General features: G+C 61.1%; 14 protein-coding genes and 1 pseudogene. 8 read left to right on the forward strand and 7 right to left on the reverse strand.

All coding sequences use genetic code 11. The features are described 5' to 3' along the window. Nucleotides 1–20: 20 nt before the first annotated feature. From ACPYOJ_RS12180 to ACPYOJ_RS12195, 4 genes and pseudogenes are all read left to right on the forward strand, one after another. A pseudogene (locus ACPYOJ_RS12180) lies at nucleotides 21–1376 on the forward strand (aspartate aminotransferase family protein). Further along, entirely contained in the window at nucleotides 1373–3088 is a 1716-nt protein-coding gene (locus tag ACPYOJ_RS12185; protein WP_481416477.1) for an acetolactate synthase catalytic subunit, read from the forward strand. Before ACPYOJ_RS12180 ends, ACPYOJ_RS12185 begins: the two are co-directional and overlap by 4 nt. Beyond that, a complete protein-coding gene (locus tag ACPYOJ_RS12190) occupies nucleotides 3085–3861 on the forward strand; it encodes an SDR family NAD(P)-dependent oxidoreductase (protein WP_481416478.1) in 777 nt (258 codons plus the stop codon). Before ACPYOJ_RS12185 ends, ACPYOJ_RS12190 begins: the two co-directional genes overlap by 4 nt. A gap of 22 nt (nucleotides 3862–3883) precedes the next feature. Then, entirely contained in the window at nucleotides 3884–4588 is a 705-nt protein-coding gene (locus ACPYOJ_RS12195) for a winged helix-turn-helix domain-containing protein (protein ID WP_481416479.1), read from the forward strand. Between the two features lie 513 nt (nucleotides 4589–5101). Here ACPYOJ_RS12195 and ACPYOJ_RS12200 read toward each other — a convergent pair. After that, nucleotides 5102–5515 (reverse strand): ProQ/FINO family protein, encoded by a 414-nt coding sequence (locus ACPYOJ_RS12200; protein ID WP_481416480.1) that lies wholly within the window; start codon nucleotides 5513–5515, stop codon nucleotides 5102–5104. A gap of 116 nt (nucleotides 5516–5631) precedes the next feature. On the opposite strand from ACPYOJ_RS12200, the gene ACPYOJ_RS12205 reads away from it, so the two are divergent. Then, nucleotides 5632–5934, forward strand: a complete 303-nt coding sequence (locus ACPYOJ_RS12205) for a hypothetical protein (protein ID WP_481416481.1) — start codon at nucleotides 5632–5634, stop codon at nucleotides 5932–5934. Between the two features lie 116 nt (nucleotides 5935–6050). On the opposite strand, the gene ACPYOJ_RS12210 is transcribed toward ACPYOJ_RS12205, so the two are convergent. The 6 genes from ACPYOJ_RS12210 to ACPYOJ_RS12235 form a co-directional block, all read right to left on the reverse strand. Continuing rightward, on the reverse strand, nucleotides 6051–6950 hold the full coding sequence (locus ACPYOJ_RS12210; RefSeq protein ID WP_481416482.1) for a sugar phosphate isomerase/epimerase family protein: 900 nt from the start codon (nucleotides 6948–6950) through the stop codon (nucleotides 6051–6053). Between the two features lie 78 nt (nucleotides 6951–7028). Then, nucleotides 7029–7967, reverse strand: a complete 939-nt coding sequence (locus ACPYOJ_RS12215) for an ABC transporter substrate-binding protein (protein WP_168833140.1) — start codon at nucleotides 7965–7967, stop codon at nucleotides 7029–7031. A 64-nt stretch (nucleotides 7968–8031) separates the two neighbouring features. Continuing rightward, nucleotides 8032–9015, reverse strand: coding sequence for an ABC transporter permease subunit (locus ACPYOJ_RS12220; protein WP_168833139.1), 984 nt, complete (start codon nucleotides 9013–9015; stop codon nucleotides 8032–8034). A 25-nt stretch (nucleotides 9016–9040) separates the two neighbouring features. Then, nucleotides 9041–10591: a sugar ABC transporter ATP-binding protein gene (locus ACPYOJ_RS12225; RefSeq protein WP_481416483.1), complete on the reverse strand. Its 1551-nt coding sequence runs from the start codon at nucleotides 10589–10591 to the stop codon at nucleotides 9041–9043. Continuing rightward, entirely contained in the window at nucleotides 10588–11997 is a 1410-nt protein-coding gene (locus tag ACPYOJ_RS12230) for an FGGY-family carbohydrate kinase (protein ID WP_481416484.1), read from the reverse strand. The genes ACPYOJ_RS12225 and ACPYOJ_RS12230 overlap by 4 nt, the downstream gene beginning before the upstream one ends. Beyond that, nucleotides 11997–12767 carry a DeoR/GlpR family DNA-binding transcription regulator gene (locus tag ACPYOJ_RS12235; RefSeq protein WP_481416523.1) on the reverse strand — a complete coding sequence of 257 codons (771 nt, stop codon included), beginning with the start codon at nucleotides 12765–12767 and terminating at the stop codon, nucleotides 11997–11999. The genes ACPYOJ_RS12230 and ACPYOJ_RS12235 overlap by 1 nt, the downstream gene beginning before the upstream one ends. Nucleotides 12768–12943: 176 nt before the next feature. Here ACPYOJ_RS12235 and ACPYOJ_RS12240 point away from each other — a divergent pair, with 176 nt between their 5' ends. From ACPYOJ_RS12240 to ACPYOJ_RS12250, 3 genes are read left to right on the forward strand one after another with little or no spacing between them, the layout of a single operon-like run. Beyond that, on the forward strand, nucleotides 12944–14017 hold the full coding sequence (locus ACPYOJ_RS12240; protein ID WP_481416485.1) for a class II aldolase/adducin family protein: 1074 nt from the start codon (nucleotides 12944–12946) through the stop codon (nucleotides 14015–14017). Next, nucleotides 14014–15297 (forward strand): FGGY-family carbohydrate kinase, encoded by a 1284-nt coding sequence (locus ACPYOJ_RS12245; protein ID WP_481416486.1) that lies wholly within the window; start codon nucleotides 14014–14016, stop codon nucleotides 15295–15297. The genes ACPYOJ_RS12240 and ACPYOJ_RS12245 overlap by 4 nt, the downstream gene beginning before the upstream one ends. Continuing rightward, on the forward strand, nucleotides 15294–16142 hold the full coding sequence (locus tag ACPYOJ_RS12250; protein WP_481416487.1) for a TIGR01459 family HAD-type hydrolase: 849 nt from the start codon (nucleotides 15294–15296) through the stop codon (nucleotides 16140–16142). Before ACPYOJ_RS12245 ends, ACPYOJ_RS12250 begins: the two co-directional genes overlap by 4 nt. Nucleotides 16143–16841: the final 699 nt, after the last annotated feature.

Consider the following 16841-nt stretch of genomic DNA (forward strand, 5'->3'; position numbering starts at 1 on the left):
GTGCGTTCCGGAGGAGAAAGATGCTTCATACTCGTGACATTTCAGGAGGGCGGCCGCTGTCGCGCGCCCGTTCGCAACATTTTTTCAACAGGAGCCGGAAAATCTTTCCGTCCGGCGTAACGCGCGTCACCGTCGAGCGCCAGCCTGTTCCGCTCTACATCGCGGGGAAGGGGCTTACCTCCTCGATGTCGATGGCAACCGATACCTGGACCTCAACAACAATTTCACCACACTCATTCATGGTCACGGCTTCCTGCCGGTCGCAGAAGCCGTCGCCGATCTTCTTCACCGCGGGACATGCTTCTCCAATCCGACCGAGCATGAAATCTCCCTGGCGGAGCTCCTGGTCGATCGCATCCCGGCGATCGAGCAGGTCCGTTTCGTCAACAGCGGCGGAAGCGGTCATGTTCGCGATCAAGGCCGCCCGCGCTTTTACCGGGCGTTCCGGCATCATTCGCGTGGAGGGCGCCTACCATGGCGCCTATGACTGGGCCGAGGCCGGGCAGGCGAGCGCGCCCTCCGTCTGGGGGGACGAGAACCGTCCCGCGGCCGTCGCCGTCTATCGCGGAACCCCGTCGTCGGTCGCCGAGGACGTCGCCGTGATCCGGTTCAACGACACCGCCGGACTTGAACGGCGTATGGATGAGGTCGCCGCGACAACCGCCTGCATCCTGGTTGACCCAATGCCGAGCAGGGCCGGCCTGATCGGGCCGGATCCGGACTTCCTCAAAGCCTTGCAGGCATCAGCGCGCCGGCATGGCATCCTGGTCGTCGCCGACGAGGTCCTCAATCTCCGGCAATCCTATCACGGCGCTTCGGACCGCTACCGCATGGAGCCTGACCTGATCGCCTGTGGCAAGATCATCGGCGGTGGCTTTCCCGTCGGCGCCATCGGCGGCCGTTCCGGCGTGATGAGCGTCTTTGCCAATGACAAGGGTAAACCGCTCCTGCCGCAGGGCGGGACATTTTCTGCAAATCCAGTTTCGATGGTTGCAGGCCGCGTTGCCATGGAGGCGATGACGGAGGAGGCCTTTGACGCTCTTGAAAAGCTGGGGGATCAAGTGCGGTCCGGCCTGCGGGAGGCAATCGGCCGCAGCGGCGCCTCGTTCAGCGTCACCGGTGCGGCATCGCTCTTCCGCATTCACACGAAGAAGGCGCCGCCGCGCGATTTCCGCAGCGGTTATCCGACGCCGGCCGAAAGCAGCATCGGCAATGCGCTCTGCGACCACTTTCTCCAGCGTGGCATCATGCTGCCAAACGGAGCGGCGGCATCTCTGTCGACCGCAATGACGCCCTATGAGGCGGAGGCGATCGTCGCAACCTTCGCTGATTTTCTCTCCACACCTGCCGTTCAAGAATTCGAGGCTTCCCGATGACCAGCGTCAAAGAAACCCATACCGTTGCTGAACGCATTGCGCTCAGCCTGAAGCGCCACGACGTTTCGATGATCTTCGCCCAGAGCCTGCCGTCTGCCGTCATCCTTGCGGCTGAGGCGATCGGGATCCGCCAGATCGCCTATCGCCAGGAGATCATGGGCGGCACCATGGCCGACGGTTATGCCCGGCGCTCGGGGAAAGTCGGCGTGGTTGCCGCACAGAACGGGCCTGCAGCAACGCTGCTCGTGCCGCCGCTCGCCGAAGCCATGAAGGCCTCTGTCCCGATTGTTGCTCTCGTCCAGGAGGTTGAGCGGGACCAGGCTGATCGCAACGCTTTCCAGGAACTCGATCACATCGCTCTTTTCCAGTCCTGCACCAAATGGGTGCGCAAGGTCGTCGTGCCCGAGCGCATCGACGACTATGTTGACGCCGCCTTCACGGCCGCGGCGACCGGACGGCCGGGGCCGGCGGCGCTCTTGCTGCCTGCCGATCTGCTGCGTGCAAGGATCGAGGCGCCAGCCCTACGCCGCGCCGCAAGTCTCGGGCACTGGCCGCTCGACCGCAACCGCCCGGCAGACAGCGACATTGCGCGCGCGGCCGCCCTGATCGCTGCGGCCCGCGCGCCCGTCGTCATTGCCGGCGGCGGCATCCATGCAAGCCATGCCGCCTCCTCTCTTGCGAAGTTGCAAGAAGAAGCGTCGCTCCCGGTGTTCACCACCAATATGGGCAAGGGTGCTGTCGACGAGCACCATCCGCTGTCTGCAGGCGTGCTCGGAGCCCTCGTCGGGCCGAGATCGCTCGGTCGCCACACTCTTCCGCTCGTCGAAGAGGCAGACCTCGTCCTGCTCGTCGGAACCCGGACGAACCAGAATGGTACCGACAGCTGGCGCCAGATCGATCCCGCCGCAACAGTCATTCACATCGATGTCGATCCTTCAGAAATCGGCCGCACCTACGAGGCTGTGCGGCTTTCCGGCGACGCTGCCGAAACCATCGATGCGCTGCGGACGGCTCTCGTACGGCACGATCTGTCGCGGCGGCGCGCCGCACGCCCGGAATTGGAAGATCGCATCCGCGACTGCTGGGCGAAGTTCGAGGCCGACCGCGCTGGCGTCAGCAAGTCCGATGCGTCGCCGATCCGGCCGGAGCGGATCATGCGCGAGCTTCAGTCGCAGCTGACATCCGATACCACCATTCTCGCCGATGCCAGCTACTCGTCGATGTGGGTTGCCGGACAGCTTCGTGGGCTTTCGCCCGGCATGCGCTTCATCACCCCGCGCGGTCTCGCGGGACTTGGGTGGGGTCTGCCGCTGGCGCTTGGCGCAAAGCTTGCGGAACCCGAGAAGCCCGTGGTCGTTCTTGTCGGCGACGGCGGTTTCGCCCACAGCTGGGCTGAGCTCGAGACCATGGTGCGCAGCAATATTCCGGTGCTGATCATCGTCCTCAACAACGGCATCCTCGGCTTCCAGCGAGACGCGGAGACCGTGAAGTTCGGCCGGTTTACCAGCGCCTGCCACTTTTCCAGCGTCGATCACCGGAAGATTGCCGAGGCCTGCGGTTGCCCTGCTGTTCGCATCAGCGATCCCGGAGCACTCACTCATGCGATCAGGACGGGGCTTTCGGGCGTCGACCCCCTGATGATCGAAGTGATCACCGATCCGGAAGCTCATCCACCGTTGTCGCTCTTTGCCGCGATGGACGAAGCCGCATGAGCGCGACGGAGGGCGCGCCGGTCGCCGTCGTCAGCGGCGGGACGTCGGGTATCGGGCTGGCGACGGCCAGCCGTCTCCTGCAGGATGGATATCGTGTCGCGGTCTTCGGACATGGTGCGAGCTCCGTGAAGACGGCAGGCGCAGCGCTGACCGAGATCGGCGGCCCGGAAAGGGTGCTCGCACTTCAGGCCGACGTCCGGGATCCGGAGGCAATCGACGGTTTCTTCGCAGATGTCCGGGGGCGCTTTGCCGCGCCTTCGGTTTTCGTTGCCAGTGCCGGCATCTCACCGAAAGGCGCGAAGGGTCCGGCGGCGGTCGGAAGCCTGTCCCCCAGCGAGTGGGACGAGGTTCTCGCGATCAACCTGACGGGCGCCATGCTCTGCTGCAAGTCGGTCCTTCCCGTCATGCAGGAACAGGGATTCGGACGCATCATTCTGGTGGGCTCGGTGGCCGGCCGCACCCGGCCGCGCATTGCAGGTGCGGCCTATGCGGTCTCGAAGGCCGCTCTTGCCGGTTTGTCGCGCTCGATCGTGACGCAATATGCCGGCTTCGGTATCACGGCGAATGTCGTTGCACCTGGGCGGATCCTTACGGCCATGACCGGACCGGCCTCCAGTCCGACAAACCGGGAGGCCTTATCCCGCATTCCCGCAGGACGGCTGGGCACGGTGGAGGAGGTGGCAGCGGCAATCGCATTTCTCGGATCCAGGGAGGCCGGTTTCATCAATGGCGCGATCCTCGACATCAACGGCGGCGAATTCGCGCCGAGCTGAACCGCAGGTCCTTCTTCACGGATTGCCTGTTCTTATCTGTACCGAAGATCCGGAACTCTATCTGCTGCTGGACCATATCCTGCGTGTAGCGGGCTTTCGATGCGAGCTCGCCGACAATGATCACGATGTCGAAGCCCGCGTGAGCGAGCAAGGGCTGCTGGCCGTCGTGTTCGACGGCCAAACATGGCGCGGCGATGTCGTGGCGCTTTGCAGGTTCGCGAAACGGGCGGGCTTTGCGGTCTGCGCCCTGATGGGCGCCGGCATGACGCCGATGCATCTCCAGATGATCAAGGCCGGACTCGACGACGCAATCGTACGGCCGCTCGCACCGGACCGTTTACTGGATTTCCTCCGGCGAGCGCGCAAAACTGCGGGCGCGGCCGCTTTACAGATCCCCCTGGCAACCCCCGGCGCCGATCATATCTTCGGCGGCGAAAAGCCGATGCGCCTGTCTTCGATCGAGGCCCGGATCCTTCGCTTCCTGTCCGAGGCGGCAGGAACGGCTTGTTCGCGTCAGCACCTGCGTTCCGCCGTTTGGCCTTCCACGCCCGGTATCGGCCTGCGGACAGTCGATGTGCATATTGCGCGTCTCCGCAAGGTCCTCTCGACGTGCGAGGGCGTTCGCATCGAAACAGTCTATGGCGAGGGCTATGCTCTTGTCGTGACAGGGAAAATCCCCGTGCACGCAATTGCGGTTGAAGCCAGTTGTCAGCCGTACAAAGGTTAATATCTATTAACAAAAACAAATCGCTAGCACCCTCTCGGGACCTTTCGAGGCGTCTCGCGACACGCCGCTCGAGAGCGACATTATGGCCCGCCCCGGTGGGATGGCGGTGGCACATCCTCCTTGGCGATTGCGCGAGAGCCCGTTGTCGAATCGGAGATTCCTGGATCCCGGATCTGGTGACGGCGCGCCGGTCCCGGATCCGGCGCGCAAGATGTCAGTCGGCTGCCGGTCGCGCAATTTCCGATGCATATTCGAAATCATCGAGCATTCAGAACAGGTCCGATCCTATTCGGGCGACTGTCCAGAAGTCGCGCTCCCGCCTCGCGGTCTTAGATCGATTGGCCCGTCTTCTACACTGGGCAGAGCCGATCTGTCAGCCGTCTGAGGGGTTCGTTCGGCGAGCCCGCGTCGAGTGCCGAAGCGGGCAAGGAGAGCCAGACAGCGGCCGGGCCGCGCCAGTTGCCGGCATCTGCGCCCTTCGGCAAAAGGCACGAATTGGCGGTCGCGGAGCGATCAGTCCGACTGTCCGTCTGGCGTAGCGGCACCTTCCATGTCGTCGGCATAGTTCTGCTTCAGTTTGAAAAAACTTCTTTGCGCTGCAAGCCGGTCCGCGGGGCTGAGCGGCTCGACCGCCCTTCCGTCGATGTCATGGCGCATCGAGTCTGGCTGGGCGCTCGCGAAATAATAGCGTTTCGAATAGACATAGAAGGCGGTGGCGCGGCGCAGACAGGTCACGCCATAGCCGGGTTTGAGTAGCGCGCGCAGTTCGTTGAACAGACCAAGGGCGAACGGGCGGATCGGCTCCCCCGCCTTCATCGGCAGAACGCCCGCCGGGCGAACTAGCATGGCGTTGATCGCTTCGGCCTTTCGCACATCGAAATCGGTCGCGGCAATCGGTCCACGGCTGACTGTCCACGCTTCATCCATGAGTTACCCTCATTGGCCTCTTTTTTTTCCGCCGCAGCGGCGGTCGTTGATCGTGACGTCCATATAGGAAAGGTTGCCCACAAGCACAGGGGCACGAGCGGGTTTTGCTTTAACGGGTGCGATCATCGACACGGAAACCATCGGTATCAGCCATAAGGGATGAGATCGTCGAGTTCGGCGCCGTCAGCTTCACATTCAGCGAAACGGGTGAAATCGGTGGCGTTACCGGCGTCTACGGTGGGCTGCGCCAACCGAGCACTCCGATACCGCTGACCTTACGCTTGACCGACATCACCGGGGGACTGGTCGCCGGCTGGTTGGTTGACTTTGTACTTCTGCATGCCATGGTCGATCCCGCCGATCTCGTTATCGCCCATAATGCCCGTCTCGATCGTCCGTTATGCGAAGTTCTTTCCTAGCAACAATCGGAAACACTTTGTGAGGACCGGGAGGAGACTGATCGGCTGTCTGCGGAGACGATTGATCGTCTGCAACCCGGTCGACTTCCACTTGGGCGGCAAGGATTGGACGTCGCTTATGGTCCATGGACGTGGGCCTGGCGAACGAGCTCGGCCTTGCGTCCGGCGGTCTCCAGCCCAAGCTCGATGAACTGGCGCGCATGCTTGGCTAGCGCCACGTTGTCATCCCAGAGATTGCGCCAGATCGCTGTCTTCAGGGAAAGATCCTTGTCGACGATGGCTGTCGAAAAGGATTCGAACGTCACGTAATCGTTCCAGCCGATAGCGACCAGCGCATCGAAAATGGCGGCGAAATCGATATTGCCCGTACCGAGGTATCCGCGATGGCTTTCGCCGATATGCACGTAGCCGATCTTGTCGGCTGCATGGCGGATCGCCAGGCCCACATCAGCTTCCTCGATGTTCATGTGGAAGGTATCGAGATGCAGGAAGACGTTTGAGGCGCCGGTGTCCTTGATATAGGCCATGCCCTGTGCGGCGGTGTTGAGCATGTTGCTCTCGAACCGGTTGACGACTTCGAGATTGAGGGTGACGCCGGCGGCCTTTGCCTGGTCGGCGACTTTCGATAGCGCGGAAACGCTGGTCTCCCAGCCCTTTCTGGTCAGCGCATGTTCCTGTTTGCCGTGCGCCGAGCTCAGAATGCCAGCGAGCTTCGTGCCGCCCAGGTCGCGTACGAGCGCCACGGCGCGCTCAAGGATGTCCCGACCATTTGACACGACGGCCGGATCATCGCTGGAAATATCACCCTCGGAGGGGAGACCCATGCTGACGGCGACATCGAGGCCGAGCTCCTGGAGGTGCGCCGCAAGCCACTTCACATCCACTTGCTTCGGATCGAGATAGGAAAATTCGATCAGCTTGAAGCCGAGTTCGTGCGATCTTGCGAGAGCCTTTTCCAGCTCGTTCTTCGACGAGCCGGCGCTCCAGACGAAGGAATGAACACCGATTTTGGACATGGGACGCCGCTTTCCGATTGGCATTGAAATTAGCGGCCCGCCCGCTCGAGGCAATGGCGGGCCGCCCGGGAGGAGACCTTAGCGAGCTGCGGTCCAGCCCTTGTAATCCTTGACGTTGTCAGCGGTGATCAGCTTCGGGTCGAGGAGGACGGTGTTTTGCGCCGGCTTCTTGCCGTTCAGAACGTCGACGGCCATCTTGAGCGCATCGCCTGCCATCACGTAAGGATCCTGCGAAGCGGAAGCCTTGATCATCGAATTGCCGCTGGCAAGCGACTTTTCGATATCGGGCGCGCCGTCGACGGCGGTGATGAAGAACTCGTTGCGGTTCAGCTGCTTGGCGGCGAGTTCCGCGCCGATGCCCGTCGGATCGTTGATCGCGAAGACGGCGTCGATCTTGTCGAAGCGCGTCAGCAGACCCTGCATGACGGCGAGGCCGCCATCGCGCGAACCCTGGCCGTTCTGATCGTCGGAGAGGATCTTGATGTCGGGGCTCTTCGACAGCACGTTCTTGCAACCCTGGACGCGGTCGAGGATCGAGGAGGAAGCTGGTCCGTTGATGATGACGACGTCGCCCTTACCCTTCAGCTGATCGACGATGTACTGGCAAGCCTCCTCACCGGCCTTGACGTTGTTTGTCATGACGGTGACGTCGGCGCCGGGCGCCGAAACGTCGAAGGCGGCAACGATGACGCCGGCGGCCTGTGCCTTCTTGACGGCCGGTGCGATTGCCTTGGCGTCGACGGCATTCAACATGATGATGTCAACGCCGGCGGCGATGAAGCTGTCGATCTGCGAAACCTGCTTGTTGAGGTCATAGTCGGCCGATACCGAAGTGACCTGAACGTTCGGATTGATTTCCTTCGCACGATCCTCGATGCCCTTGATGGTCGCAACGAAGAACGGGTTGCCGAGAAGGCCGACCGAAATGCCGATCTTCTGAAGGTCCTTTGCCGCAGCCGGCATGGCGATGGCTGCCGCCAGAGCGGTGGCTGCGAGCAGTTTAGAGATCATACGCATATTTCCTCCTTATGGCGCTTCCTGCGCCCTGTTATCCGGTAACCCCGGTCCCTCGAGCCGCACATCAGGTGCGGCTAAGCCCTTTCAGCCGGTAGCGGTCGAGCGCCACGGCAACGATGATGACAAGCCCCTTGATGATGTACTGCCAGATGTCCGAGACACCGACGAGGATGAGGCCGTTCGACAGAACGGCGATGATGAGAGCTCCGATCAGCGTTCCCCAGATCGAGCCGACGCCGCCGACGAAGCTGGTGCCGCCGAGAATGACGGCAGCGATCGCATCCAGCTCATAAGCCTGGCCAAGCTGCAGGCCGTTGGCTGCGTAGAGACGCGCCGCCGACATGACCCCGCCGAGCCCGGAAAGAAGGCCGGACATCGAATAAACGAAGAGGAGGACCAGCGGCACCTTGATGCCCGTCAGGCGCGCGGCTTCCACATTGCCGCCGACGGCATAGATCCACGTGCCGAGCACGCTGCGCTTGAGGATAACCCAGGAGATCAGGATCGTTAGCAGCGCGATGATCGCAAGCCACGGGACACCGAGGAAATTGCCGTTGCCGATGAAGTCGAAGGGCAGATCCGGGTTGAAGACGGTCGTATCATTGCCGAGCAGTCGGGCGATGCCGCGCATGGCCGTCAGCGAACCGAGCGTCACGATGAAGGGCGGCAGCTTCAGAAAGGCGATGATCGAGCCGTTGACGACGCCGCAGGCGAGACCCACGGCAATGGCGGCCGGGATGCCCAACATGCCGATATCAGGCCAGAGCGAGACGATGACGCCGACCATTGCGGACGCCGCAAGGATCGAACCCACTGAGAGATCGATGCCGCCAGTCAGGATGACGAAGGTCATGCCGGCCGCGAGCACCGTGTTGATCGATGCCTGCTGCATGACGATCGACAGGTTGTTGACGCTCAGGAAGCGGCCGCTGAGAAGATGAAAGCCGATCGCCAAAATAATGAGGACGGGAAGCATGCCGAGGGCAGTTAGTGTCGACCGCAGCTTCATCTTGTCCGTTGCTGTCTGTTCGCTTTGCGTTGCGCTCATTTCGGGTTCTCTCTTTTGTCGCGCTCTACGCGTCTCGCTTGGCGGGGCCGGTGGACAGGGCCATGATGGCTTCCTGCCCGATCGGTTGATCTTCGGATCCGACGATCTCGCCCGCGATACGGCCCTCGCGCATGACCAGCACGCGGTCGGCGATGCCGATGATTTCGGGTAGGTCGCTGGAGATGACGACGATGGCGATGCCGCTCTGGGCAAGCTCGTCGATGATGCGATAGATTTCCGACTTCGCGCCCACGTCGACACCGCGCGTCGGCTCGTCGAGGATAATCACCCGCGGCTTGGTCTCGAGCAGACGGGCAAGCAGTACCTTCTGCTGGTTGCCGCCAGATAGGGCTCCGACATTGATCGACGTGCTTTTCGTGCGGATAGAAAGCGATGAAACGGCGCTGTCCGCCCGCTTCTTGGCCTTGCCGAAGTCCAGAAAGCCGCCCGAACGCGCATCTTCCGAAATCACGCCGATATTGATGTTCTCGTTGATTGACATGTCGAGGAAGAGGCCAAGCCCCTTCCGGTCCTCTGTCAGATAGGCAATGCCTGCGTCTAGGGCGCTTCGCGGTCCGTTCAGCGAAAGCTCGCGGCCATCAAGCAGGACGCTTCCCGACGTCTTGTGGTCCGCGCCGTAGATCAGTCGGGCAAGTTCGGTGCGTCCCGAACCGACCAGGCCTGCAATGCCGAGTACCTCGCCGGCGCAGGCATCGACGGAGCAGTCATGCACGCGGCGGCCGTCGCCGATGTTCTTGACTGATAGCACGACCTTGCGATCATGCCTGGCGGCGCGATGCTCCTTCTTGTAAAAAGAGGAAAGATCGCGCCCGACCATCATCGAAACGAGACGCGCGGCAGAAAGCTCGCTGCGCTCCAGCGTTCCGACATAGGCGCTGTCGCGCAGCACGCTGACGCGATCGGCGAGCGCATAAATCTCTTCCATGCGGTGGCTGATATAGATGATGGCGATCCCATGCGCCTTAAGGCTCGCGATAACCTCGAAGAGCTTCTCGGTCTCGCGGCTCGTGAGTGATGTCGTCGGCTCGTCCATGACGATGATGCGCGCGTCCGTCGTCAGCGCCCGGGCAATTTCGACCATCTGGCGCTCGCCGAGCGACAGCGTCGAGACCAGCTGGTTCGGCGAAAAGCTGATGCCGAGCCGCTTGAGGATCGGCTCGGCACGTTTTCTGATATCCACGCGATCGACCAAGCCCATGCGCGAAGGCTCAGCCCCCAGGAACATGTTCTGGGCAACCGTCAAGTTCGGCGCGAGCGACAATTCCTGATAAATGACGGCGATGCCATTGGCCTTCGCCTTGATTGGATCGCCCGAAACTGCAGGCCGGCCGCTGACAAGGATGCTGCCGCCGGGATCGGCGACATAGGCGCCCGACAGCACCTTCATCAAGGTCGACTTTCCTGCGCCATTCTCGCCCATCAGGGCGTGAACCTCGCCGGGATAGGCCGTCAGCGACACATTGGTCAGCGCGCGGCTGTTGCCGAAGGTCTTGCTGATGTTCAGCATTTCGAGGACGGGAGCGTCACTTCGATCGGGTGCGGCAACTGTACTCATTCCCTCATCTCCTTCACCAGGATCGTGTTCGGCGAGCGCGAATGGATCTCCTCGACACGACGTCGCCATTCGCGACGGTAGTCTTCGAGGCCCTTGATCTCGGCTGGGCGGATTTTTTCGGATACATTTTTGAAAGGCCGCAACCCCGCCTGGCGGAACACGAGTGCTGCCGCTCCGAAGGCGCTGCCCTCGGGATTGGCACTGGTGAAGACCGTCTGGTTTCGTAATGCAGCCAGCATTGGCGCGTATTGGTCGGTCTTGACCAGACCTCCGTCGATGACGATCTCGTTTTCAGAGCGGATGAGATCAAGCGAAAGATCGGTCATCAGCGTGACATAGAGTAACGCGACGGCAGCACGTTCCTCGCCGGATACGGAGGGGCCGGCAAAACGACCTTCTGCATCCGGGAAAGGTCCAGCCGCGGCGAAGGAGGGCAGGGCAAAGCTGCCTTTGGTGATGACAGCTTCGATGGCCGCAACCGAAATCGACTTGGTCCAGCCATCGCTTGCTACATCATATTCACGCCCGCCCATGAAGCGGATGGTCGCGGCCGGCGCATGGTCGACGGTGACATTGGCGAGCATGTCGCGGTCTCGGTCGAGCGCATCGAGAGGGCAGGCCTGATTGAAGATGATGACCCAGGTGCCAGTCGAAATCAGCGTGAAATCATCAAAGCCAAGGGACCGATAGTAGAAGAGCGCCGAGTTGCTGTCGTGCACGCCGTTATGCACGGAAACATCGACAGCATCGCCATTGCCGAGCGCGACCCGGTGACTACCCAGCAACGCACCGGCGGCTGCGAATTCGGGCATTTTCGAACGCCAGCCCTGACCGTCGACCAGGCTGCTGAAATCATCGGCAATCGGAGCCCACAGATGGGAATGGCAGCCGAGGTAGGAGACTTCGGAAACGGCCTTCCCGGAGAATTTCCATGACCAGAATTGGGGATAGGCGAGAATCGCATCGGTTGCTTCAAGTGTCCTCGGATCGCGGTCCGCGAGCCAGAGCACATGCCGGCCATAGTTGAAGCCGAGCGGCAGGCGAGGGGAAAAGGTTTCCGAAAAGCTCGGGATCAAGGCATCGATCCGCGCGGCCACCGCTTGTGGGGGTTCCTGCTCGTAATCGAGGATCGGATGGCAAAGCGTATTATTGCCGATCAGTGCAAAGGTGCATCCATGCCCGGAGAACGTAACATGCCGCACGCCATGTGCCTCGACTGCCTGCTCAAGCTCGCGCTTCATCCATGCAAACAGGGTGTCCTCGTCGAGGACGCGGAGATCTGCATGCTCCCGCCAGACCGGCCTCGTGCGCCGTTCGGCAACGACATTGCCGTCTCCATCAATCACGAAGAGCTTCGAGTTGGTTTTGCCGAGGTCAAACACCGCGATTGGATGATGTGCTTTCATCACGGGCCTCCCACAATTGCAATGAGGATCGATATTCCAGCGCTTTCGAGCATCTTGGCGTCGGCGTCAGAAAGGCCATCGTCCGTGACAACGGTTCCGACCCGCGACAGAGGCAGAACAAGATTGCGGGGCTGTATGGAGAACTTCCGGCTGTCGGCAAGTAAGACGACCTCATCAGCGCAATTGCTGAGTTCCCCAATTGCCTTCACCAGGAGCGGGTGCGATTCAAGAAGCCCTGCGCTCCCGATGCCCTGCGTGCCTACAAAAAACCGTGAGGCAAAGTAGTCGGGTGCTCCCGCCGAAGGATCATGGATGATGCCGGGCTCGCGATAAAGCTCGCCACCAGCAACAGTCAGGTGACAGCTGCCATGCTCACCGAGATAAGCTGCAAGAGGCATCGAGTTCGTGAAAATGCGCAGGTTCCGTTTCGCCAGCAGGACGCCGAGCTGAAAGCAAGTGGAGCCTGCGTGAACGATGATCGAGTCCCCGTCTCGGAGCAGCGATGCAGCGCGGCTCGCTATCGCGCGCTTGGCTTCAACGGCGATGTCGCGATTTTCGTCATAAGGCCTTGCGGGCGACCGCCCCCCAAGCTCAAACGCTGAAACACCGCCATAGACCTTCTTGGCTTTACCTAAGTCGTGAAGCTTGTCGATATCGCGCCGGATCGTCGCCGGTGATACGCCTAGACGATCCTGAAGATCGCGCACCGATGCAAAAGGCGTTTCCAGCAAAAGTTCGGTGATCATCTTGTGCCGCTCGGCGTCATTCAAGGTCGTCATCCTCCTCGGCCGCTCCCCGCCGATGATCAAAAATAATCACAAAGCCAGCCGACCTGCAAGACAATATGACGTAATAACTTCATTATTGACGTTCTTTGATCTCGAAATTACGGTTGCGAAAAAGTTTGCTCATGGCTGTAATGGCTCAGGGCATCGGAGGGTCAACAATGACTAACAGACCAATAAGGCTAGGTGCGGACTTCGAACGTTTCCTGGAGCTGTCCGCGATGCTCGGGCGGGATATCCTGAAAACCCAGGGTGCAGGTGGGAACACCTCGCTCAAGGGCGGCACTGAAATGTGGGTGAAGGCGTCGGGAAAGTGGCTGGCTCACGCCACAGAGCAGGATATCATGGTCCCAGTCCACGTTGCCGACTTAGTCACAGCTTTGCGCAACAACGATCCGCGCGCCGAGAAGGGGCTGGAGTTTGTCATCAAGACACTCAATACCAGCGGCTTACGGCCATCGATTGAAACAAGCTTTCATGCGGCCCTGCCGAACGCGGTCGTGGCTCACTATCACTGCGTCAACACAATCGCACTTTCGGTGCTGGAACAACGCGATGAGCTTCTGAAGCAAAAGCTCGATGAGACCGGCATGATATGGGCAACGGTTCCTTACCGGCGCCCCGGGACGCCGCTTGCCAGAGAGGTCGACCTTGCGGCCGCGACGAGCCCCGACGTCATGGTCCTCTATAATCACGGGATCATCGTCACTGGCGAGACCGTCGAAGAAGTTGCCGATCGGATCGAGCGGGTCACTTCAGCATTGACCATGTCCGCGAGACAAGTTCCTGATGCGTCTCTCGGGGTCTTACAGAGGCTGAGCCAGGAGAGCGGCTACTCGCCGGCCGCGGATCTGGCGAGCCACCAATTAGCGCTCTCGCCGGAAAATATCCGGCTGGCGATCAGTGGTTCGATGTATCCCGACCACGTGATCTTCCTCGGCAAGAAAATTGGCCTTCTCGAAGCAGATCAGTCCCTGCCGGCCTACATCGAAAGCTTTGCCAATGCGGGTGAAACCGCGCCGAAAATGATCATCGTTCCCGGCTGCGGTGTGCTGTTGTCGAATGAGCTGACAGCCGGCGGCCAGGTCATGGCCCGATGCCTGGCGGAGGTCGTCGCGCGCATTCCCGATAACGCGGAGGTCGTCTATCTGACCGAGGCGGATGAATATGAACTGACCAATTGGGAAGCGGAGCAATATCGCCAGGCGCTCGATCGCGGAGAAGCACAGTCGTGACGAGCCGGCAACCGTCAGGACGCGCAACCGTCGTTGGTATTGATGTCGGCACGTCCGGCGCACGTGCGGCCGCGCTTGCCGATGATGCAAGTGTCGTGGCGATCGCCAGCGCGCCGTTTGTGGATGCCGATGAAGGTCGCACACCCACGATATGGTGGGAGCGCACGTCGACGGCATTGCGCGAGCTTGCGACAAAGACAAGCCTTGCGGCCGTTCGCGCAATCGGCGTCGACGGCACGTCCGGTACGGTCCTGGCGATCGATGACAAGGGCGAACCGGTCGGTGCCCCGCTGATGTACAACGACACCTCTCCGGATGCATCGATCGTCGAAGACATCTCCCGGCATGCTCCGAGCGACAGCCCAGCGCGGGGCGCGAGCTCGGCCTTGGCGCGAGCGATTTACCTCGCCCGCCAGCCGTATGTCGCAAAGATCGTTCATCAGGCTGACTGGCTTTTGATGAAGCTCGGTGCGCGAGAATGCGCAAGCGATGAAAACAATGCCCTCAAGACCGGATATGACCTTGATGAGGAAAAATGGCCCGACTGGATAGAACGGGCCGGGCTCGATCGGCGCCTGCTTCCGGCCGTCCATCGTGCCGGCTCAGCACTTTCGGAGATAGATGGTTTCGTCCGAGGGCTCGGTGTTGATGAGAGTTGCCGCTTTCATGCGGGAACGACCGATGGCTGCGCATCTTTTCTTGCGACCGGTGCCTCGCAGATCGGGGACGGTGTGACGGCGCTCGGCTCCACGTTGGTTCTGAAGCTGGCTTCCAAACAGCCGATCAACGCGTCCCAATATGGAATCTATTCGCACCGGGTGCTCGATTTCTGGCTGCCTGGCGGTGCTTCCAACACCGGCGGTGGCGTGATCAGGTCGCTCTTCGGAGACGAGCGTCTCGATGCGCTCACGGCCCGCATCGATATCACCAGACCGACAGGCTTGAATTTCTATCCGCTGCTCAGGCCTGGCGAACGTTTTCCCGTCAGCGACGCGAATTACGCTCCTCGACTGGAGCCGCGCCCCAAGGATGAGGCGGTTTTTTTCCAGGCCGTGCTCGAGGGCATTACCGGGATCGAACGGCTTGGATACGAAAGGCTGGCGGAACTCGGCGCGGCCCGCCTGACATCAGTGCGAACCGTCGGCGGCGGTGCGAAAAACCCGGCATGGACCAGGATGCGCCAGACTGCCCTTGGTGTCTCCTTCGCGCCTTCGAATTCTACGGAGGCCGCGGTTGGCACGGCGGCACTCATCCTCCAATGGCAGAGGACACAGCGGTGACCATTGCTCCCGAGATATCTCTAGCAGCGCTGATCGACCGCTATGACTATTTCCTGATCGACCAATTCGGGGTCCTGCGCGACGACCACGCTTATGATGGGGCGGTCGCTGCACTCCGGAGGCTGAAAGAGGCGGGCAAACATGTGATCGTACTGTCCAACTCGGGCCGGAGCGGGGACTACAATGCCGAGCGCTTCGCTCGACTCGGTTTCGACCGCCAGCTCTTCGAGCGGTTCGTGACATCGGGCGACGTCGCCTTCGATTTATTGTCAGCAGACCCTAACATCCGCCCCGGAATGCGCGCTTTCACGATCTCCAGCGGCGGTGACCAGAATCTTGCTGACCGTCTGGGACTCGTCAGCGTTGCCCAGTCCGACGAGGCCGATCTTGTCATCATCTCCGGCAGCGAGGCCGAGCGGATCGAACTCGAGATCTATCGTCGACGACTGGCGCCCGCAGCGGCCAATAACGCTCCCTGTGTCTGCACCAACCCCGATATTCATAAGCTCGCCGGCGGCAAGATTGCGCCTGGCGCCGGGGCGATCGCACGAATCTACGAGAATCTTGGGGGGATGGTCCACTGGATCGGCAAGCCGCATCGCGAGATCTATGAATTCGCGATCGCGCAATGGGCCAGTGTCGATCCCGCTAAAATCGTCTGCATCGGCGACAGCATCGAACATGATATCAAAGGCGCGACCGATATGCGGCTTTCCTCCGTGCTGGTGCGGACCGGCATTCTGGCTGATGCCTCTGAGCAGGAGCTGTCAGAGCTGGCGCAGCATTTCGCTGGTGTTCCGACCTATATGATGTCGAGCTTTTCGCCCGATACGACCGCGCTTTGATTCGGGCTGTTGGTTGAAGCCATTGGCGCAAAGCGGGCATAACCAGTGCAGCGTCGCGCAAATCACCGTCTTCTTCCAAATCGCCCGCATATCGTAAACCAACGCCTGAGCGGTAACCACAAGAAGATTTATTGCATCGTTTGCCGAGGCGAGTTCCTGCCGCGAACTCAGGAGCGTTGCTTTCACCTCAGGCAGTCCGAATGGCGTCAGTGACGGAGCCTTCTGCCTGGAGAGTCCCACTGTGCGAACGACGGCTCCGGCGTTTGCGGCCACTCCGTCGACAGAGTGGAAAGCAGAGCGATCCTTCCCATTCCTGACCAAAACCGCAGGCGTTGTACCATCCATCCTAATAGATGCATCTCTGGCCGTTCACCGGTGATGCTTCCCGATGTTCAAACGAAGCTTTGCTGACCTGTCAAACCGTAACGTGAGACGAATTAGCACATAGTTGAGGCCTAGAGACATTAACAAACTCACTGCGGCTGCTTAGGTTCACTCCCGTCAACACGTTTTCCAAGGAGTGAGCCAATTACCTCTGGTATCTCCACCCCCGCCGTTTCCGTCGCAACCGGCGAAACCGCTGACCTCTTCGCCCAGATCAAGAAGGCCGCCGGTGGCGTTCCGAACACCTTCGCCGCCATCGGTTCACTCGGCCCGGCCGCGCTGAAGTCGATTCTCGACGCCGACGCCGTCCTCGCC

Source organism: Rhizobium sp. SVR5-9E (genome assembly GCF_056755095.1).